This is a genomic window from Streptomyces sp. NPDC045021 (assembly GCF_056432645.1).
This window is the reverse complement of the sequence record NZ_JBWKIQ010000002.1, coordinates 434,280-454,190: the sequence shown is the minus strand read 5'-3', so window position 1 is coordinate 454,190 and position 19,911 is coordinate 434,280. Positions and strand designations below refer to the sequence as shown.

The following is a 19,911-nucleotide window of genomic DNA, read 5'->3' as shown; positions in this document are numbered from 1 at the left end:
AGCACGGGCAGGAACCACTCGGCGTGAACCTGCTCACAGCGCCCGATGCCTTCCGTGGCCTGGCAATGGCGGGGACTGCTGGGCACGCACTTCCACACCTGGAGATGCCGGAAGCGGCCGCGGATCGTCATCTCCTTGCCGCCGGCGATCTCTCTCCACGGCATGTCGTCCACGCGGGCCCAGGGGGCACGGTCGATCAAGGACGCGGTCCGGTCCTTCGCCACCCACAGCGGCGTGATCTCGTTCTGCATCGCGGTCGACGCCCTCCGACGCGACCTCGGCGGATAAACATCCACGGCGACTTTCCGCCCGTCTCGGACGCACACGGCTTCCCCAGATGGTGCGCGAGGCACCCCTGCAGCTGGGGGTTCCGCGAGAAGTACAGCTACCCCGAAGTCCGCGAGGCTCGACGCGAGGAGCTCACCGAAGTCATCCGCAAGGGGTTCACCCATGGGTACGCGCCCGGGCAGATGATCTGCTTCGCGTGTAGGGCCGCCGACGCCGCCGCGGCCTGGAAGGAGCGCAACTCGCGGATGGGTCCGCCGGAGGCCGCCTCAGCGTCAGTGACGAGCCTCAATGGAAGGATCGACAAGGCGATCGAACTCCACCACGCCATCCCTGAGTACGAGGCCCCTCGCTGCCACGAGACTCCCCTCGCGCTCGCCCGCCTTCGGCGGCTGTCAGCGGACATTGAGTGGGTCTACAACCGTGACGTCATCGACGCGTGTGCCCAATGCGATCACCAGGGCCTCAGGGAAACCGTTCACCCCGAGACCGGGGCGGGGGCAATGTACCGGTGTATCCACCCCATCGACGTTCCGGCGCAGCAGCAGGAAGAGGAGCCGAACTGGTGGGATGACACCCGCGAGCCGGCCGATGCCTGAGTCCGACGGCCCGGCCGGCGGGGACTGGGATCACCTCAGCCTCGCGAGCGGGCGCCGCACGACAATCCGCTGGCGGGTCCCGGGGTTCAACAGGACCTGCCGGCAGAGCAGGTCTGTAGATCACCAAAGAAGGGGAGGGACTGAGTCGGTCGGCCGCGCCCCTTCCATGCTCGCTTCGCGCTCGGATGCTGCAGCCGAGCTGGTCAGATCAGTGCGTCACCACTCGTCGGTGTCGCCGAACTTTCCCGCGTTCTGGGCACGGTCCACAGCTTGTGCACACGCTCGGCGAAGGCCGCCTCCCCCACGGCCGCCTTGTTGGTACCGCGGACCTAGGCCTCGAACTGCTGTACCGATCCGGGGCGTCGTGCCGTGCGCCAGGCTGACGGGCGCCGGCTACCACGCCACCGGCTGTGACCGCGCGGCGATCCTGACCCTCGGCGCCGCCGGGTGTGCCCTGTCCTACGACGCCCTCCATTTCACCGATGCCCGCATCGTGTAAGCACCTTCGGAACGTGCAGGAAGGCCAAAAACCCGGCCGATTCTCCCTCCGGACGACCGGATGAAGCTTTACCGGATGAAGCCTTACAGGGCTCAGCACCTATTCCGACGAGCCAAGGACGGTCGAGTACGTCGCCACCTCAGGAAGCCGCACCGTACGCACTCTCAGCCGCCTCGCCCTCGACCCGCCCTATCTCGAAGCCTGGTGCCACCTGAGGGACGACGAGCGCGTCTTCACCCTTTCCCGGATCCACAGCGTCATGCCCGCGTAGATCGCGCGTACGGCCGCGTACTGATCACACGTAGACGTTGGGCCGAACAGGTGGAAAGCGTGTGCCACGGCGTCCTGCGGCGCGCGGATCCAGCCGATTCGCAGACCGCCCCAGACCGCCTTGGCGAGTGAACCCACCGTCAGAACGGTTCCCCCGGCGGGGTTCGCGGCGATCGGCGGCGGGGCCTGCCCGGGGGCGAGAGCCGCCGCGTGAGCGCTGTCCTCAAGGACGGTGACGCCGTGTTCGGCGGCGAGTTCGGCCACCCGGAGACGGCGTCCGGCGGACATCAGGGTGCCGGTCGGGTTGTGGTAGGTCGGCATGACATACAGCAGCGCCGGCCGGTGTTCGGCGAGTGCGGCGGCGAGCCGGTCGATCCGCATGCCGTCGCTGTCGAATTCGACGCCGACCAGCCGTTAGCTGGCCGCCGTGGTGTTCATCTGAAGCCCCGCATGGTCAGAGCTCCCTCGCTTGTTCTCACCACGAGGTGACGTCCAGCAGCGCTTCGAGGTCACTGCCGGGTGTTGGGGCCGGGGTTGCGGGGGATCTGGTTGGTGTCGAAGGTGCCGTCGGCGATTTCGCGGGCGAGGCTGGTGAGTTGGTAGCTGTGGCCGCGGGCGTAGCGGCGGAGGGCGGTGAAGGCGTCGTCGACGCTGGTGTTCCAGCGTTCGGCGAGGATGCCTTTGACCTGTTCGAGGACGATGCGGCTGGTGAGGGCGTATTGGAGCTGACCGCGTTCGAGTTCGCTGTGGGCCAGGGTGCGTTGCTGGAGGATCGCGATGGTCGCGACGTCCGCGAGTGCCTGGGCGAGTGTGAGGTCGGAGGCGGTGAGGGGTTCGGGATCGGTCTGGAACAGGCCCATCGAGCCGATGGTCCGTCCGCGCAGCCGCAGAGGCAGGGCGTTGGCGGTCAGGTCTGCTGCGCGGACATCGGGCCCGGCGTCCGGCGCACGGCGGTCAGCACCCCGACGCGGATCGCACCGATACCCAGCGGGAAGCAGTACACCGCGCGGGCCTGCAGGTCCGGGGCCTCCATCCCGAGCGCCGGCCAGCGCCCGGCACGCACCCGGGCCAGGTCCGGAACCCACACCATCGCGCCCGTGCGCACCGCATCGGGCCCCGGCCCCTCCCCGAGGGTGTACTGCATTTCCTCGAAACAGCGGACGGCGTCGTCGGAGCACCACAACAGCTCGGTCTGCTTTCCCTCGGTCACCAGGGACACCGACAACCCGTCCACGCCCAAGGCCTCGGCCGCCGCCACAGCGATTTCGGCGCCGGCCTTGGACCAGCGGTCCGGGTGCAGCAGGCGCAGGACCTCCGCCATGCCGTCACTGATCACCAGCCATCACCGTGGATCCTGCCCGGAGGAGCAGCCCGGATCCCGGCCCGCCACAGCGCCGAACCCGTTGCCGGAGTGCTGGGACACACCGGGCCGGGCCCGTACTTCATGCCACACCGTGCAGGACCGCACGCACCACGTCGGCGGGCCGACGCGTCGCCCTGTACAACGCGACCGGCCGCGAAGGCGGAAGCGGGACGGCGGTGGGAGCGAGGAGAAGAGAGTCGGAACCGGTCAGGGCGAAGAGCCGAGCCACCGGCGCACTGGGGCGGTGCAGGCGCAAGGTCCCTCCGGCAGCGGCAGTGCGCTGGAGGGCGGCCAGGAAGACGTTGAGCCCGCTGCAGTCGCAGAACGTGACGGCGCTCAGATCGACCTCAATGGTGCGGATACCGTCGAGCAGACACTGCTCCAACGGCACACGCAGAAAAGCCACCGAGTCCAGGTCGATGTCACCGGCAACGGTGATCAGCGTCCGGCTCCAGTAGTCGTGACGGTGGACATTGAGCGGGGTCGGGACGGGCATGATGCCTCGGTTCCACAGACCGGCCGGTCCAGTGCCGCGGAGTTCCGGAACTCGGCTCCGCCTGACACTTCCGGTACGGTCGCACTTCAGGTCGGCAGGCGAACAGCCCTCCCAGCAGACCAAGTTCCTGGCCGTAGGACGCAGCCGGTTCCCCTCGGGTGCGCAGACCGACCAGGCAAATCGTCCGGTCTCCCTGCGCGTCGGTTCGGTGCCACACAACAACGCCGGGGTCCGGGACGTCCGTCGATGCCCCAGTAGTCCTCCGGATGCCCCAATAGTGGGCCGGAGGCCGCTCGGCTTCGTCTCGGGCGGAATCGGTGTGGCCACACTCCGTGGCCGCACTCCGTGGCCAAGCCCCATCGCTTCTCGCTTCAACCTCCGGCACCCACAGCCCGCAAGGAGGTCCGCCGGCGCCGTGCCCGTCACAGTCGCAAGCCTCACCCGCTCGCGTGCTGATGGTGGCTCCGGCGGCCCGGCAGCCGCCGCCGCATCACGGTTCGGGTGTGAAGGCCGTGAGCAGGAGGGCCACGTCGTCGGCGCGGTGGGTCGAGCGGCGGGCGTCGCCCAGCAGGCGGTCGGCGAGTTCTTCCAGGGAACTCGCGTCGGCGTGGGCGAGCGTGACCCGGAGCTGGTCGATGCCCTCATCGATCGGGATCCCCGGCTCCTCGACGAGGCCGTCGGTGTACAGGGCGAGCACCGATCCCGGCGGCGGCAGGAGTTCGCTCATCGGATACTCCGAGAGTGGGTCGACGCCGAGCAGGGCGCCGCCCGGGACCTCCAGCACTTCGGTGCGGCCGTCGGCGTGCCGCAGCAGCGGGGGGAGGTGGCCGGCACGCGCGATGCGGGCCAGTCCCGTGACCCCGGACAGCTGGATCAGGCAACAGCTCGCGAGAAGGTCGGAGTCGAGATCGGCCAGCAGCCGGTTGGTGCGGGCCAGTACCTCGTTCGGCTCGCACCCGCTGGTGGCGAAGGCCCGTACCGCGCTGCGGAGTTGGCCCATGGTGGCGGCGGCGGCCACGCTGTGGCCCTCGACGTCGCCGATGACCAGGCAGAGGCCCTGCGCGGTGACGATCGCGTCGTACCAGTCACCGCCGATCTCCATGCTCTGCGTCCCCGGCAGATAGCGGGCCGTGATGGTGATGCCGGGCACCTCGGGCAACCGGTGGGGCAGCAGCGCGTTCTGGAGGCCACGGGCGAGGGCGAACTCGGTGTCGTACAGGCGGGCGCGCTCCAGCGCCTGGGCGATCAGGCCGCCTAGGGCGGTCAGCACTCCGCGTTCCTCGGGCGAGAACTCATGGGGCTCGTCGAAACCCAGGATGCAACTGCCGACGGGGTGCCCGGAGGCGATCAGCGGGAGGAAGGCCCAGGCGCACATCTCGTCCAGCGGTATCCCGGGGTAGGCGGCGGCCAGCTCCTCGACGGAGGAGAAGAAGATCGGCGCGCCGGTGCTCAGCGTCTCCACCCCGGGCAGCCTGGCCCGCATCGGGGTGCCCTCGAAACGGTCCAGGAACTCGTCGGGGTAGCCCTCCTGGTGGGCGAGGTTCAGCCGGTTCCCGGCGACGACGTAGATCGCCAGCTCCTGGCCGCCGAAGGCCGGCAGTATCTGTTCGGCGACGGCCGTGCACACCTCGCGGACCGTCACCGCCTGGGTCAGCGTGCTGGCCAGCTCCAGCAGGCGGTAGATGGCGCCGACGCCGGCGCGCCTCGCGGGCGTCGACGGCCCCAGTACTGCGGCCGGGGTCAGCTCAGCCTCGGCCGGCAGCGGTTCCCGGCCGTCGCTCGCGGAGGGCCCGGTGTGGGGGACGACGGTGCCGGTGACCCCGTGCGCGTCGGGGTAGAAGGCGAAGGCCAGCCACCGGTCGGGCGGGCGGCAGGCGAGGAACGAGGTGGGCTGCCGGGAGATCATCCCCGCGCGGTGACGGTCCTCGTACGCGGGGTCGGAGAGCCATGCGAAGGAGTCCCACAGCTGTCGCCCGAGCATCTCCTCGCGGTGGGCCCCCAGCAGCAGCTCGGCGCCGAGGTTCGCGTAGATGATCCGGCCGTCCGGGTCGAGCGAGAAGATGCCCTGCTGCAGCCGCTCGACGGCCTCGGCGGCGGCCGCGTCGGTGCCGGTGTCGAGGACGGTGCCCACCAGATGATCACGCGCCTGCCCGGCCGTCGCCTCGGGAACCCGCCCCCGCACCTCGACGAACCGTGACCGTTTCGCTTCGGACATCACCCGCAGCCGCGTGGCAAGGGGCCGGCCGTCCAGCTGCGCACGACGGACGGCCGTGCAGAACTCCGGCAGGTCGTCGGGGTGGAGCCGGCCGGCGAGGGTCTCGGCCCGGCCGTCGAACCGGCCCGGCTCCAGTCCGAAGATCGAGCACAGCTCGTCGTCGGCGAAGACGGCGCCGGTGGCGAGGTTCCAGTCGAACAGCCCCAGCCGGAACGCCGGCCCCGACGTGGTGGTCAGCTCGATCACCGCCGTGTCACCGCTGCTCTCCACCGGGTCTCCCCGGGCGGCCAGCTCCGCCAGCAGGCCCCCCAGCCGGTTGGCCGCGGCCCGCAGGTGGCGCCGGGCCCCCGCCGGCACCCCGGCGGCGGAGGGCGTCCACAGCGCGCACAGGAACCCGAAGGTCTCCGGGCCTGCGACGATCGGCGCATAGGCGGAGGCGAACGAGTACGGCAGGCCCACCAGCAGCTGGGGGAAGCGGCGCATCGTCTCCTCCGTCCCCGACAGGCTGACGCTGCGCCTGGTGCGATAGGCCAGCGGGCCGGGCAGCGGGCTGTGCACGGCGACGCGGCGGAACGAGCCGAGCGCCGACACCGGGACGCCGGCGACGGCGCTGAGCACGAGCGAGCGCCGATCGCGCGACCGCAGGTACACCAGGCCGCTGTAGGCATCGGTGTCCGTGAGTACCTTCCGGACGGCTGCGGCGAGCACATCGTCCCGCTGGTGGACCGGCTCGGGCGGGCGCTGGTGGGGGGCGCTGTCAGCCGGGGTCTGCGGGGGGTGGGGGGCGCTGTCAGCCGGGGTCTGCGGGGGGTGCGGGGCGCTCTCCGCCGGGGTCTGCGGGGGGTGGGGACCGCCCTGAGAACGGCGGACACCATCGGGATCGACCCCGGTGCGCGTCGCCGTGGTACCGCCGGTCACATGCGGCCCTCGCGGGTCCGCCGGCACACCCTGGCGCATCTTCTCTCTGTACGCCCGCCCACCAGGGGTGTCAAGGCGAGCCAGGAGCGACGGAAGGGATCAGCGGTGAATCAGCGGGCCCATTCCAGGGCAATCGCGCACAGATTCGAATCATGCATGCTGCGGGCCCAGGACCGCCTGCGTCACCCGCGTCACGGGTTCGCCGTCCCGGGTTCGCCGTCACGGTCGCCGTCCCGGGTTCACCGTCACGCGTACGCCGTGTCCCGGGTTCACCGTCACGCGTACGCCGTGTCCCGGGTTCACCGTCACGCGTTCGCCGTCCCCGGCTTCCTGGGGATTCGCTGTTCCGACCAGATGATCTTGCCGGCGCTGGTGTAGCGGGTGCCCCAGTGTTCGGCCAGTTGCGCGACGAGGAAGAGGCCACGGCCGCCCTCGTCCGTGGTGGCCGCGTAGCGCAGGTGCGGGGACGTGCTGCTGGCGTCGGCGACCTCGCAGATCAGGCTGCGGTCCAGCAGCAGGCGGACCGTGATCGGTCCGGCGGCGTGCCGGATGGCGTTGGTGATCAGTTCGCTGAGGATCAGCTCCGTGGTGAAGGACAGCTCGTCCAGCCCCCACTGCTCCAGCTGGCTGTTGGCGGCGGCCCGTACGGCGGAGACCGCGGAAGGCTCCGACGGTACTTCCCAACGGGCGATCCGGTCGTCCGACAGCGCGCGGGTGCGGGCGACGAGCAGGGCGATGTCGTCGTTCGGTTCCGCGGGCAGCAGCGTGTCGAGCACCGCGTCGCAGGTCTGCTCCGGGCCGCGGTCGGCGCCCGCCAGGGCGGTGCGGAGGAGTTCGAGTCCGACGTCGATGTCCCGGCTGCGGTCCTCGACGAGACCATCCGTGTACAGGACCAGCTTGCTGCCCTCGGGCAGTAGGCACTCCACCGCCTCGAAGGGCAGACCGCCCAGGCCCAGCGGCGGGCCGGCCGGCACCTCGAGGTACTCCACCGTGCCGTCGGGGTGGACGAGCGCGGGCGGGAGGTGGCCGGCGCGGGCCAGTTCGCAGCGCCGCGAGACCGGGTCGTAGATCGCGTACAGGCAGGTCGCGCCGGCGGCCGGGGTGCCGCTGCCCGGGCCGGCCTCGTCCTTGTCCATCCGGCCCACCAGGTCGTCGAGGTGCGCCAGGAGATCGTCGGGCGGCAGGTCCAGCATGGAGAAGTTGTGCACCGCCGTCCGCAGCCGGCCCATCGTGGCGGCGGCGTGCAGTCCGTGCCCGACGATGTCCCCCACGACCAGCGCGACGCGGGCGCCCGGCAGAGGGATCACGTCGAACCAGTCGCCGCCCACCCCCGCCCGCGCGGGCAGATAGCGGGTGGCGACGTCGAGGGCGTCCTGCTCGGGCAGCCCGTGCGGCAGCAGGCTCTGTTGCAGGGTGACGGCCATGGCCTGGTTGCCCGTGATGGCCGAGTCGATCTGCTCCTGGGTCGTGTACTTCGTGTCGAAGAAGCCGGTGTTGCGGCCGACCCGCAGCACCGCCACCCGGTCCGAGACCGCACGCACCTCGTCCATCTCATGGCTGACCAGGAGCACGCCGAGCCGCTGATCGCGCAGCCGCTGGACCAGCGAGAGGACCACGGCAGCCTGTTGGGGGCCCAGCGCGGCCGTCGGCTCGTCCAGGATGACGAGCTCCGGCTCGCCGAGCAGCGCACGCGCGATGGCGACGCCCTGGCGCTGTGCGGCGGAGAGCGAGGCGACCGGGACGCGCAGGCTGGGGATGTGGACGGACAGGACGTTGAGCATCGCGCGGCAGCGCTTCTCCATCTCGACCTCGTCGAGCCCGCCGAACCGGTGCAGTTCGCGGCCGAGGAAGAGATTGCCGACGGTGTCGAGGTTGTCGCAGAGCGACAGGTCCTGGTGAACGGCGACGATGCCCAGGTTCTGGGCGTCGAGCGGCGTACGGATGTCGACGGGCCGGCCCTTCCACTCGATCACCCCGCTGTCCGGCGGTGACACCCCGGCGATGACCTTGACCAGGGTGGACTTGCCGGCTCCGTTGGCCCCGACCAGACCGACCGCTTCGCCCTCCTTGATCTCGAGGGCGACGTCGCTCAGAGCTTGCACGGCGCCGAACCGTTTGGAGATTCCGCGCACGGCCAGCAGGGGGGTGTCTCGCACCAGCTGCCTCCTACTCCCGGGCCGGCCAAGCTCAGGGACTGAATGTGCCCGGCGGACTCCGTCACTCCGTCAGTGCACCGTGACACCCTCGGGCGTTCGGATTCGCGATCGTAGAGGACATCGGCACGGATCGTCCCCATCTGGATGATCCTGAGGCCGAACAGATAAAAGCCCCGACCGGGAATCCGGTCGGGGCCCTCGTCATGCAACAGCTGCGGCTACGGCTGGAGCTGTACGGCTCCGGCTGCGGCTACAGCCGTACGGCTATGGCTGTACGGCTGTAGCTGTACGGCTACGGCTTGGTGAAGTAGCCGAACACATCGACCACCGCATGGGTGCTGCCATTGGAGTTGAACACGTCGAGCCTGCCGTTCGTACCGAGCGGCGTGGTGACGTGGTTCGGGACGGTCTGCCCGATGGTGAAATTGACGTTGGACGTGGCCGGCCGCGGCCCGCCGTCCGCCCACACCGTCAGGAAGCCACCGGTCGTCGACCCGGTACTGGTTACGTTCAGCACGGCGCCGGTCGCACCGGCCGGCGCTCCGGACAGCACCGGCAGGGTGGCTCCGGGACCGACGGGCGCACCGGTTCCGGTGCGGGTGTCCGCCACCCGCTTCGGCGTCACGGGGGTGAAGAGCGCCTCGCCGTCCGCGCTGTAGTACCCGAACAGGTCGACGACGACGTCCGTGCTGCCGAAGCGGTTGTAGACGTTCACCTTGCCGTCCGTGCCGATCGGCACCACGACCTGGTTGGACACGGTCTGCCCGGCGCCGAAGTTGAGATTCGACGTGCCCGGCCGGGTGATGCCCGCCGGATAGACCGTCAGGAAGCCCGGCTGGGTGGGGCGGGTGGCGGTGACGTTGAATACGGCCGCGGTGGCACCTGCCGGAACGCCGTGCTGCCCGGCGACTTGCACGGAGATCTGTCCGTCGGGGCCCGGCCGGTTCTGCGTGGCGCGGGTGTCGGCGAGCCGGACGGGGGTCTGCGCGGTGTAGCGGTCGCCCTTGTCGGGGCTGTAGTAGCCGACGATGTCGGCGATCACGTTCGCGAAGCCGAGCTTGTTGTAGACCGCGACCTTGCCGTCCGTGCCGACCGGCACGGTCACCAGATTTGGGACCACCTGCTTGGCAGCGTAGTTGACGTTCGAGGTCGCGGGCCGGGCACTGCCCGCCGGATACACGGTCAGGTATCCGCCACCCTGACCAGACACGGCGGTGATGTTCAGCACGACCGCCGTCGGTGTGTGCGCAAACAGCTCCGAGTGCTCGTACACCGAGACCTTCAGTGACGAGTCCGGCACGAGCCCAGTGCCGATGTTGGAGCCGGTAGGGCGCGTGTCCAGGAGCCGGGTCGGCGTCACCGGGTAGAAACCGGCCGCCCGATAGGCGACATGCAACTGCTGCGAGATCTTCTCGACACGTCCGCCCTGGTCCGTGACAGTCAGGGTCACGGTGTACTGGCCTTCATCACGGTAGGCGTGCGAGGCCGAGTAAGGAGCCTGCAGCTCCTGGGTCGTACCGTCCCCGAAGTCGAGGACCTGCTTGGTGATCGACCACGGTGAGGTACTGCCCCCGCCCCAGAAGTCGTACGCCAGGGGCGAATCCAGCGGTTTGACCGACAGTGCAGGCACCAGGGGGCCCGGTGCGCTGATGGTGACTTGATTACCGGGCTGCTGGTTGGTGTCACCGTTCAGCGCGGTGTACGTAATGGTCGGCGTGTACTGGCCGGCCGCCGCGTACTGATGACTCAGGGGTGCCCCCGTGGTCATCAGAGGATCGGAGCCGTCGCCGAAGTCGACCACGTACTTCATGACCGGAGACCAGCTCTCGCTGTCCGCCACGAAGAAGCTGATCAGTCCGCCCGTCGGAGCGCGGTTCGGGTCGGGCACCACCCCGACCGACCTCGAAGCGGTGGTGAACTCGGCGGCACCCCGGTCCCGGACACCGGTACCGGTGTCCGGGACGTACGGGTCGTTGATCCCGCGGTAGCCGAACAGATCAGTGTCCGACGCGCCAGGAGCCGCCGCGTTCCCGGAGTCGATGGCGGGAGAACCGGAGCGTAGCGTCAGACCATGCCCGGGATCGTCGACCGCCGCGTTATCCGCGTAGCTGATCAGGTCGTGGTCTCCCAGACCGACGTCCTTGAGGCTGTTCGTCAGGGATCCCGCCCAGTCGTAGACGACGCCACCGGCCAGATACGGCTTGGACAAGTTGTAGCGGATGGTTGCACCGGCCCGGGAGGCAGCAGACACCTGAACCTTCACCGTCGGCCCCGGGCAGGTCTTCGCACCGTTCTCCGTGTCCCACGAAGCCGTGAACACGTTGTTCTCGACGACGGCTCCGGAGGAATCTCCCAGGAGCGCGAGCGACGGCTGACAGGTCGCACTGACGCTGTTGTTGGTGATCACAGTGCCCGGGGCGTCCGACACGGCGATACCGCCCCCGCCCGTGTTCTGAGACACGGCGTTGCTCGTCAGCACGGTGCCGCGGACGCCCGACTCGATACTGACCGGCTGCCCGCTGTAAAGGTTCACGATGTTCCGGGTGATCGTGGTGTCGGTGGACGCGCCCGTCACCCGGATCCCGAACGTCGTGACGCGCGGCCCCGCCCCGATGTAATTGCCGTCGAACGTGATCCGCTGTGTATTGGTGAACAGCACCGTCTCATGGGTGGCCCCGAGGTCGAAGCCGGTCACCTTGATGTCGTGCACCCCCGTGCCCGAGAAGGCGTGCAGATCGACGGGCAGCAGGCCGATGAGCGGCATCGACGTCTTGGCGCGGAGCGAACCACCGACGATGCTGATCGGCTTGTCCGCCGTACCGGACCGGCTCAGGACTACCGGCTCCCCGTACTTGCCGTAGGCCACCTTCACGGTCTGGCCCGGCTGCGCCGCGTCCACGGCCGGCTGGATGGTGCAGTACGGCTGCGCCGCGGTGCCGGTGCCGGTGTCCGAGCAGTTGGCGGTCGCGGCGTTGTTGACGTAGAGCGTGTCGGCTTCGGCGGCCTGGGCCGCCGGTACGGGCAGCCCGATGCCGAGGCCGATCGTGGCCGCGCAGGCGAGCGCGGCAAGTCTCATGGTGCGCACGGAGAAGCGTTCCCCCCTGGGAATTCGCTCGTGTTCTCGTTCCGGACCGTGGGGGGAGGCGGAAGGGAAGACAGCCGAGCGATGAGTCGTGGAAGTGCATCATGACCGACCCGGTCCGGCGGTGCGACGCCGGGGCCCGGCAAGGAACCGGCGTCAGCCGACCCAGCGGCCTGAGGTGAAGGCCACCGCGAGGACGGTCATCAGGGGAGCGGACAGGCAGAGGTAGGCGGTACGGATCCAGGGGCGGCGGAGGGCGAGTTGGGCGAGGCCTATCCACAGCGGCCACCACAGGAGGGTGGCGCGGGGGATGGACATGTACCAGTACGAGGTGCCGAGCGCCCAGAGGTTGAGCGCGATGTAGATCGCCTCCGGCCACCGCCGCCGCTGCAGCAGGCGGCCGAGCAGCAGGAGGCCGACCACCATGGCGAGGAGTTCGGCCCGGAACATGAAGGCGTACCCGGTGGTCTGGGTGTGGGAGAAGGCCGAGTCCCAGGTGTTCTGCCAGGCCTCCCACGGGGTGTGGAACTGCCGGTACCAGCCGCGTTCCTGAGCGTGTTTCCAGGCCATCCAGTCGCCGGTCCTGGCGTGCAGGTACCAGGTGTAGGCGAGGGATGGCAGGACGGGAAGGGCCAGCCAGGGGAGCGCGCGCAGGCGTCGGCGGAGGCTGGTAGCAGTGGCGGTTCCGGTGCTGGTGCCCCTGCCGGTCAGGAATTCGACGGCCAGGGCGGCCGCGAGGAACAGTCCGCTGATCCGGACGGTGGTGGCGCCGCAGGCCAGTACCGCCGCCAGCGGCCAGTTGCCCTTCTTGGCGGCCAGCCAGGCGGGCAGGGCGAGGGCCAGGAAGAGGGCTTCGGTGTAACCGACGGCCAGGAAGACCGCGCAGGGCGACAGCAGGAGGAAGAACACCGCGTGCTCCCCCGCGTCGCCTTCGGCCGGGCCACCTGCGGCGTTCTTCCCGGCGAGGTGGAGGCGGGCTGTTCGGGCGAGGGCCAGAACCGCGACGGCACCGGCGACGAGCGAGATCAGCAGACCCGAAACCGTCCAGTTGGGCACGACGGTGTGCACGGCGCGGAGCAGCAGGGGCAGGCCGGGGAAGAACGCCTCGCGGTTGTCGGGCTGGGCGGAGCCGGACCCGTCCCCGCCGAAGTAGCCGTACTCGGCTATACGGACGAAGTACCCCCAGTCCCACTGCTCCCATCGTGAGAGCAGCGGTGGGGCCTGTTTGGCGCGGCCGTCGCCGGTGAACAGCCAGCCGGTGCAGTAGGCGGTGGCCCAGATGCCGGCGCGGGTGAGCAGATAGAGCGCGAGCACGGTCCGGTCGGCGGCGCTGACCGAGGAGAGCAGCCGGTGCGCGGCCGACCGCGCCGGCGGGCGGTGCTCACGCGAGTGCTCACGCGGGCGACCGTTCCCCCCTCGCCTGGGGGAGGGCAGCAGCCGGTGCGGGCCCACCTCGACTTCGCTTCCGAACCCGGTTTCGGCCTCGGCCTCCCGCGTCCGCGGGGCTGGTACGACGGACATGGTTCGGCTCCAGACGGTGAGGCACGGGGCACGGGCGAGGGCGAGGGGCGGGGGCGGGGGTTTTGGGGCGTGCGGGATCGCCCGGTGGTTCGACCGGGTCGTTCAGCAGGTGGATGGATCAGCCGGGCGGGGTGGTGGTCTGCAACATCGTGTGCGCGCCGCCGCCCTGCGTGCTGCCCGGGGGCGGGACCGAGGTGGCCGTGCCGGTGGGCGTCCGGGAGGGACCGTGGGTCGCGGCGCCGTGGCCCGTCCCGATCCCGGTCGACGCCGTACTCCTGGTCGCGCTCGGCTGGTGGGAGCTCGGCTCGGTCGACTTCGCGCTGGGTTGCTGCGCGCTCGGCGATTCGCGGTCCGAGTTCACCCCGGATGGGGACGTCGCGGGGGCGACGGTCCCGTCGCCGAACGGCAGGACGGCTGCCGCCGCAAGGCCCGTACCGCCGACCGCCAGGCAGGCGGCGGCCGCGTACGCGGCCATCCGGCGCCGGCGGACCCGGTCGCCGCGCGCCATGATCACCGCGAGGGGGACGGGGGCCGCCGCGGTCTGCCCGGCAGCGGCCGCGTCCTTGAGCGCGCTCGTCAGCGCGTCCTCCGGCGCGTGCGAGCCGTGCGCGTTGTGCGCGTCGTAGTCGTGATGGTGGTCGTGGTCGTACGGGTTGTGCGGATCGCGGGGGTCGTGGAGCTCAGGCACCCGGGGCCTCCTCGGCGTGCGAATCGTGCGAACGATGCGAAGCGCTCGGATCGCCGGGACCACCCGGACGGCCTGAACCGCCAGGACTGCCCGGACCACCCGGATCACCGGACCTGCTCGAACCTCCCGGACCTCCCGGACCTCCCGGATCGGTCGGGTCCGTCAGGCGGTCGGCGAGCGCCGCCCGGCCCCGGTGCAGATGCGTCTTGACGGTGCCGCTGGAGACACCGGTCTCGGCCGCGATCTGGTCCACGGACAGATCGCAGACGTAATGCAGGACCACCGTGCGCCGCTGCCGCGGCGACAGTTCGCGCAGCGCCGACACCATGGCCACCGGCTCGGGGCCCGGTCCCTCGACGGACTGCGCGCCGCCGTGCCGCTGCCAGGCGTCGTCGGAGCGCCGGCGACCGCGCCAGCGGCTCACCGCGAGCCGCCAGGCGACCGTACGGATCCAGGCCTCCGGAGCCCCGTTGCCGTCCAGTTGCCGCCGTCGGCTCCAGCCGCGTACGAAGGCCTCCTGCACGACGTCCTGCGCCTCGTGCAGGTCGCCGAGCATCACATAGAGCTGACCCGTGAGGCGTCCGACCGCGTGCGCGTAGAACTCCTCGAACTCCTCGACGGTCAACACTCACTCCAGATTCTCCGCGGACTCACCAGACATACGCCTGGGACCCCGCGTCCGGTTGACAGCTGACGCCGAAAAGTTTTTCCGGTGCCTTTCAGGGCTTCCGGGGACGTCTTCCGTGGCTTCCGGCGGAGTGCCGATGGTGTCAGCGCTTGCGCGTACCGAAGAGGGAGCGGCTGATCTCGCGGCCGATCTGGGTGCCCAACGAGCGGGCCAGCGACTTGAAGACGCCGCTGCCGACGACCTGGTCCACGACGCTCGCCTCCCCGGCGGCCGCTTTCCCCGCCGCCTTTCCCGACACCTTCGCAGGCGACCCGGCGCGCTCCGAACCCCCGGGTTCCGAACCACCCGAACCGGGGGCCGGGGCCATGGCTGCGGCGTCGGCAGCCGCGTTCAGCTTCTCGTAGGCCGATTCGCGGTCGACGGCCTGCGCGTAACGGGAGTAGAGCGGCGACGACTTGACGGCCGTGTCCAGCGCGGGCGCGTCGATGGGCCCCATCAGGGACTGCGGGGCCCGCAGCCGGGTGGCGGCGACCGGGGTCGGCGCGCCCTTCTCGCTGAGGACGGTGACGACGGCCTCGCCGGTGCCCAGCGCGGTCAGCAGCTCGCCGAGGTCGTAGGCGGAGTTGGGGAACGTCGAGACGGTCGCCTTGAGAGCCTTGGCGTCCTCGGGGGTGAAGGCGCGCAGGGCGTGCTGGACGCGGTTGCCGAGCTGGGCGAGGACGTCGGAGGGCACGTCCTTCGGGGTCTGGGTGACGAAGAAGATGCCGACGCCCTTGGAGCGGATCAGCCGCACCGTCTGGGTGATGGCGTCGAGGAACGCCTTCGACGCGCCGTTGAAGAGCAGATGGGCCTCGTCGAAGAAGAACACCAGCTTGGGCCGGTCGATGTCGCCGACCTCCGGGAGATCCTGGAAGAGGTCCGCGAGCAGCCACATCAGGAAGGTGGAGAAGAGCTGCGGCTGGTCCTGGACGGCCGGCAGCTCCAGCACCGACACCATCCCGCGCCCGTCCGGCGCGGTCCGCAGCAGCTCGCTGGTGTCGAACTCGGGCTCGCCGAAGAACGGCTCGGCGCCCTGCGCCTCGAACGCCGTCAGGGTCCGCATGAGGACCCCCGCGGTGGCGGACGAGATGCCGCCGATGTTCTTGAGCTCGCCCTTGCCGACGTCGGAGGTGAGGAAGGCGATGACGGCCCGCAGGTCCTTGAGGTCGACCAGCTCCAGGCCCTTGGTGTCGGCGTAGTGGAAGATCAGGCCGAGCGACTGCTCCTGCGTCTGGTTGAGCCCGAGGACCTTCGACATCAGGATCGGGCCGAAGCCGGTGACCGTCGCCCGCAGCGGGATACCGGCGCCGATCCCGCCGAGCGCGTAGAACTCGCTCGGGAAGCCGGACGCCGCCCAGCTCTGGCCGACCTCGGCGCTGCGCTGCGCGACCTTGTCGTTCGGCAGGCCGGGGGCGGAGATCCCGGAGACGTCGCCCTTCACGTCGGCGAGGAAGACCGGAACCCCGTTGGCCGACAGCTGTTCGGCGATGAGCTGGAGCGTCTTGGTCTTGCCGGTGCCGGTGGCGCCCGCGACGAGGCCGTGCCGGTTGAGCATGCCGAGCGGGATGCGGATCTGCGCGTCCGTGTGGCAGGTGCCGTCCCACAACAGCGCGCCGAGGTCGAGCGCCGGCCCGGTGAAGGTGTAGCCGGCCAGGATCGTGGCGGCGGGGCCCGGCAGATCCGCCGCCGGCCGTGGCGCACCGGTGTCCGGTGCGGCGGGGGACGTGCCTGCGGGCGACGCGGGCGGTGTGGAGGACGCGGACGGCGCGGGGGACGCGCCGACGGACGAATCCGCGGGCGAATCAGCCGGAAGTGGCGCCTGGGCTTGCGGATCGGTCATGACAGGCTCCCGCTAGGTCCGGCTATCGACGTAAATGCCACCTTTGCACTCCTCCGCCGCGGCTGCGCCCGCACGGGCTTGCCCGGTAGGCTTTCCGTGTGATCTTCAAGCGCATCGGAAACGGGCGGCCGTACCCCGACCACGGCCGGGTCAGCACGCGTGAGTGGGCGGATGTCGCTCCGCGTCCGGTACGCCTCGACCAACTGGTCACCACAAAGGGCCAGCTCGACCTGGAAACCCTGCTCGCCGAGGACTCGACGTTCTACGGCGACCTCTTCGCGCATGTCGTGAAGTGGCACGGCGACCTGTACCTCGAGGACGGTCTGCACCGGGCGGTCCGCGCTGCGCTGCAGCAGCGGCAGGTTCTGCATGCCCGCGTCCTGGAAATGGACTGACCGGGGGCCGGCGAGGCTGACCGGGGCCGGCTAGGCCTGACCGGGCGCCGGACGACGTTTCACCGGGGCCGGACGAGGCTGACCGGCCCTGTCCGGGACCGGCCGGGGTTGACCGCGACCGGCCACGGTTGACCGGGGGCTGTTCGGAGGCGGCTGTTCGCCCTTTCGGGTTCGGCTCCCCGCCATTCATTGATCATTTAGTACGCTCCGGCGATGAGCGGACTACGCTGCGCCCATGAGCATGCTCACCCCTTCCGGCATGGGCGGGAAGTACCGGATCACCGGAAACCAGTACCCGAGGATGGGTCGTCCGCGAAGGCGCGGCCGTACCGTCCTGGCCATCGTTGCCTCGGTGGTGGTACTCGGCCTGATCGGCTGGGGAACGCTGCAACTCATCGACGTCTTCACCGGCAAGGACAAGGGCCCCTCCCAGGCCCACGCGGCTCCCGCCAGCTGCAAGCCGACGGTCGCCGCCTCGCCGAAGCCGACCGGCAAGCCCGCCCCGCTGCCCCCGCCGGCCGCGATCTCGCTCAACGTCTTCAACGCGACGGCCAAGGGCGGCCTGGCCAAGACCACGGCCGACGAGCTGGCCAAGCGCGGCTTCCGGATCATCAAGTTCAGCAACGCCCCGATCGAGTACGACAAGAAGGTCAAGGTCGCGGCGCTGATCGTGGCCGGTCCCGGCGGCGAGCAGGCGGCACGGGTCGTCGGTACGCAGGTCGCGGGCTCCACGGTGAAGATCGACCCGAAGCGGACGGGACCGGGCGTGGACCTGCTGATCGGGACGGCCTACACGAAGCTGGCGGACCCGAAGGACGCCGCGAAGGCCCTGGCCGTCGCGGCAGCCCCGACCCCGGCGCCCTCACCCAGCTGCTAGAGCCCGCGACGCCCGCCCGGGAACGGGCACGAGCGGCACGAGCGGCACGAGCGGCACGAGCGGCACGAGGGCGATCAGGAACGCAGCGGAGCCCCGGACCACCAGGTCCGGGGCTCCTCGCGTCGGACGGCCGTCGTCCGGCAGACGTCAGACAGCCCGCCGTCAAGACATCCCTGGCCGACGGCGGATCGCTCTGCGGCCGATCGTTCTGCGGCTATCCGGCGGTGCCGTAGAGCCGGTCCCCCGCGTCGCCCAGGCCGGGGACGATGTAGCTGTTCTCGTTGAGGCCCTCGTCGACCGAGGCGGTGACGACGGTGACCGGCTTGCCCGCCAGCTCCCGCTCCATGACCTCGATGCCCTCGGGCGCCGCGAGCAGCACGATCGCGGTGACATCGTCCGCGCCACGCTCGATGAGCAGGTTGATGGCGGCGACCAGCGTGCCGCCGGTGGCCAGCATCGGGTCGAGGACGTACACCTGGCGGCCGGAGAGGTCCTGCGGCATGCGGGTGGCGTACGTCTTCGCCTCGAGGGTCTCCTCGTCGCGGATCATGCCCAGGAAGCCGACCTCGGCGGTCGGCAGCAGCCGGACCATGCCGTCCAGCATGCCGAGACCGGCGCGCAGGATCGGGACGACGAGCGGGCGCGGGTAGGAGAGCCGGACGCCGGTGGTCGGTGCGACCGGGGTCCGGATGTCGACCTGCTCGGTACGCACGTCACGCGTCGCCTCGTAGGCGAGCAGGGTGACGAGCTCATCGGCCAGCCGACGGAAGGTCGGCGAGTCGGTGCGCTCGTCGCGCAGGGTGGTGAGCTTGTGCGCGACCAACGGGTGGTCGACTACGTGGATCCGCATGCACCCGACATTAACCGAGTCCCAGGGGTCCCCGCCGCCGCTCCCTCTCTCCACCGAGTCTCCGCCGATCAGGCATCAAACCGCACGGTAGAGGGAAACTGTGCACATACGCCCGGAGCGCCCCCCGGGTGACCCGACCCCCCCACGGGTGGTGCCACATGCCGGAGCGGAGCGAGAACGGTGACAAGCCGGATGCACCCGGTCGGCCGAAAGCGCCGACCAAGCAGAGCAAACGGAAAACCCAGGAAGAGCGCGACGCGGAACGGCGCAGACGCCGGGTGATGTTTCTGCGTGAGCTGAACGAGGCCAAGGAGCTGCGCGAGCGCGTCCAGCCGCGCAGGGCGCGCGCGGCGCGCATGCGACAGGCCATGCGAATGCGAACCTTCCGCTGGTAGCCGGCCCGGCCCTCCGAGCGCCCGGAATCGGTGCGGGGGCGGGCCAGAAGCCGCCTTCGGAGGGCCTTGCGCACTCCGACGTGATGAAGACCTGGCACGTCGGAGTGCGGAAGACCCTTCGCAAAGCCCAGGTTTCTGCCACGATGCCGAGTGGGTGGGGTGCTCCCCGCCCGGTCCGGACGGCCTGAGACCTGTGGGAGAGTCACGGTGTACTTCGCCGCACTGCTCGCGCGCAACGAGGACGGTTGGCAAGCGAGCGAACCTGATCTCGACGATGTGGAAACCCTTGGCGACCTGAGCGATCTGGCCCGTGCGGCCATCGCCGAGGAGGAAACGGTTCTGGTCTTCATCGAGCAGGAGGACGCCTGGTTCGGCGTCATCCGTGTCGACGGTGAAGAGGACCCCAGGATCTATGTGTCCGATGCCGCCGCGGCAGCCCGTAGTTCGTACGGAGAGATCCTGCTCACCGACGAACTGCTCGGCCGGGACCCCGAGGATCCCCTCGACGACCTGGTCGACCTCGACGGCACCGAGGACGGCGATGACGATGATGCCGACGAGGACGTGGTCCCCGGCCCCACCGAGGACCATGTGCCGGCAGGTCCGCTCGGCGAGGCCGGCCTGCTGTCCGATCTCGGCATGAGCGACAAGGAGCTGCTGGATCTCAGCGGTGACGGCGCGCTCACCGGAGAAGCGCTCGGCGAGATCGCCGAGGCGATCGGCTGCGCCGACGTACTGGAGGCGGTCCGCTGAGCGCCGCACCACCCCCGCCCGGTCCCCCGCGTGATCCACTGC

Annotated in this window: 16 protein-coding genes and 4 pseudogenes; 7 read left to right on the top strand and 13 right to left on the bottom strand. The window is 70.5% G+C overall.

Features of this window, described 5'->3' with window-relative positions; all coding sequences use genetic code 11:
- The first annotated feature begins 23 nt into the window (after window positions 1-23).
- The 3 genes from AC07DC_RS09115 to AC07DC_RS09105 all read left to right on the top strand — a co-directional run bounded on the left by AC07DC_RS09115 (window position 24) and on the right by AC07DC_RS09105 (window position 1,654).
- Window positions 24-884 carry a hypothetical protein gene (locus AC07DC_RS09115; protein ID WP_478913342.1) on the top strand — a complete coding sequence of 287 codons (861 nt, stop codon included), beginning with the start codon at window positions 24-26 and terminating at the stop codon, window positions 882-884.
- A 364-nt stretch (window positions 885-1,248) separates the two neighbouring features.
- The gene (locus AC07DC_RS09110; RefSeq protein WP_478913340.1) at window positions 1,249-1,383 is read left to right on the top strand and encodes a hypothetical protein; all 135 of its coding nucleotides are present in this window, start codon (window positions 1,249-1,251) and stop codon (window positions 1,381-1,383) included.
- A 211-nt stretch (window positions 1,384-1,594) separates the two neighbouring features.
- Complete coding sequence (locus tag AC07DC_RS09105; protein WP_478914088.1) at window positions 1,595-1,654, top strand: hypothetical protein; 60 nt, start codon at window positions 1,595-1,597, stop codon at window positions 1,652-1,654.
- 11 nt (window positions 1,655-1,665) lie between these two features.
- Here AC07DC_RS09105 and AC07DC_RS09100 read toward each other — a convergent pair.
- The 12 genes and pseudogenes from AC07DC_RS09100 to AC07DC_RS09045 all read right to left on the bottom strand — a co-directional run.
- Window positions 1,666-2,034: pseudogene (locus tag AC07DC_RS09100) on the bottom strand (aminotransferase class I/II-fold pyridoxal phosphate-dependent enzyme); the annotation flags it as partial.
- Between the two features lie 128 nt (window positions 2,035-2,162).
- Window positions 2,163-2,549: an ANTAR domain-containing protein gene (locus tag AC07DC_RS09095; RefSeq protein ID WP_478914086.1), complete on the bottom strand. Its 387-nt coding sequence runs from the start codon at window positions 2,547-2,549 to the stop codon at window positions 2,163-2,165.
- 11 nt (window positions 2,550-2,560) lie between these two features.
- On the bottom strand, window positions 2,561-2,989 hold the full coding sequence (locus tag AC07DC_RS09090; RefSeq protein WP_478913338.1) for a hypothetical protein: 429 nt from the start codon (window positions 2,987-2,989) through the stop codon (window positions 2,561-2,563).
- A gap of 106 nt (window positions 2,990-3,095) precedes the next feature.
- Window positions 3,096-3,512, bottom strand: a complete 417-nt coding sequence (locus AC07DC_RS09085; RefSeq protein ID WP_478913336.1) for an STAS domain-containing protein — start codon at window positions 3,510-3,512, stop codon at window positions 3,096-3,098.
- A gap of 490 nt (window positions 3,513-4,002) precedes the next feature.
- On the bottom strand, window positions 4,003-6,645 hold the full coding sequence (locus tag AC07DC_RS09080) for a SpoIIE family protein phosphatase (protein ID WP_478913334.1): 2,643 nt from the start codon (window positions 6,643-6,645) through the stop codon (window positions 4,003-4,005).
- 305 nt (window positions 6,646-6,950) lie between these two features.
- Window positions 6,951-8,099, bottom strand: a pseudogene (locus tag AC07DC_RS09075) (SpoIIE family protein phosphatase); the annotation flags it as partial.
- A gap of 198 nt (window positions 8,100-8,297) precedes the next feature.
- Window positions 8,298-8,747, bottom strand: a pseudogene (locus AC07DC_RS09070) (ATP-binding cassette domain-containing protein); the annotation flags it as partial.
- A 346-nt stretch (window positions 8,748-9,093) separates the two neighbouring features.
- Window positions 9,094-11,877 carry a PKD domain-containing protein gene (locus AC07DC_RS09065; protein WP_478914084.1) on the bottom strand — a complete coding sequence of 928 codons (2,784 nt, stop codon included), beginning with the start codon at window positions 11,875-11,877 and terminating at the stop codon, window positions 9,094-9,096.
- 162 nt (window positions 11,878-12,039) lie between these two features.
- Window positions 12,040-13,404: a mannosyltransferase family protein gene (locus AC07DC_RS09060; protein ID WP_478913332.1), complete on the bottom strand. Its 1,365-nt coding sequence runs from the start codon at window positions 13,402-13,404 to the stop codon at window positions 12,040-12,042.
- Window positions 13,405-13,522: 118 nt separating this feature from the next.
- The gene (locus tag AC07DC_RS09055; RefSeq protein ID WP_478913330.1) at window positions 13,523-14,092 is read right to left on the bottom strand and encodes a hypothetical protein; all 570 of its coding nucleotides are present in this window, start codon (window positions 14,090-14,092) and stop codon (window positions 13,523-13,525) included.
- A gap of 154 nt (window positions 14,093-14,246) precedes the next feature.
- Window positions 14,247-14,717 (bottom strand): annotated as a pseudogene (locus tag AC07DC_RS09050) (SigE family RNA polymerase sigma factor); the annotation flags it as partial.
- 145 nt (window positions 14,718-14,862) lie between these two features.
- Window positions 14,863-16,599 (bottom strand): helicase HerA-like domain-containing protein, encoded by a 1,737-nt coding sequence (locus tag AC07DC_RS09045; protein WP_478913328.1) that lies wholly within the window; start codon window positions 16,597-16,599, stop codon window positions 14,863-14,865.
- Window positions 16,600-16,697: 98 nt separating this feature from the next.
- Between AC07DC_RS09045 and AC07DC_RS09040 the strand changes: the two genes are divergently transcribed.
- Together AC07DC_RS09040 and AC07DC_RS09035 are read left to right on the top strand one after the other, a co-directional pair.
- Window positions 16,698-16,994: a type II toxin-antitoxin system VapB family antitoxin gene (locus AC07DC_RS09040; protein WP_138356234.1), complete on the top strand. Its 297-nt coding sequence runs from the start codon at window positions 16,698-16,700 to the stop codon at window positions 16,992-16,994.
- Between the two features lie 235 nt (window positions 16,995-17,229).
- Entirely contained in the window at window positions 17,230-17,871 is a 642-nt protein-coding gene (locus tag AC07DC_RS09035) for a LytR C-terminal domain-containing protein (RefSeq protein ID WP_478913326.1), read from the top strand.
- 214 nt (window positions 17,872-18,085) lie between these two features.
- Here the strand turns inward: AC07DC_RS09035 and upp are convergent, their stop codons facing one another.
- Complete coding sequence (upp, locus tag AC07DC_RS09030) at window positions 18,086-18,721, bottom strand: uracil phosphoribosyltransferase (RefSeq protein ID WP_138356236.1); 636 nt, start codon at window positions 18,719-18,721, stop codon at window positions 18,086-18,088.
- A gap of 158 nt (window positions 18,722-18,879) precedes the next feature.
- Between upp and AC07DC_RS09025 the strand changes: the two genes are divergently transcribed.
- On the top strand, window positions 18,880-19,116 hold the full coding sequence (locus AC07DC_RS09025) for a hypothetical protein (RefSeq protein ID WP_478913324.1): 237 nt from the start codon (window positions 18,880-18,882) through the stop codon (window positions 19,114-19,116).
- 207 nt (window positions 19,117-19,323) lie between these two features.
- Window positions 19,324-19,869 (top strand): tRNA adenosine deaminase-associated protein, encoded by a 546-nt coding sequence (locus tag AC07DC_RS09020; RefSeq protein WP_478913322.1) that lies wholly within the window; start codon window positions 19,324-19,326, stop codon window positions 19,867-19,869.
- The last annotated feature ends 42 nt before the right edge of the window (window positions 19,870-19,911 follow it).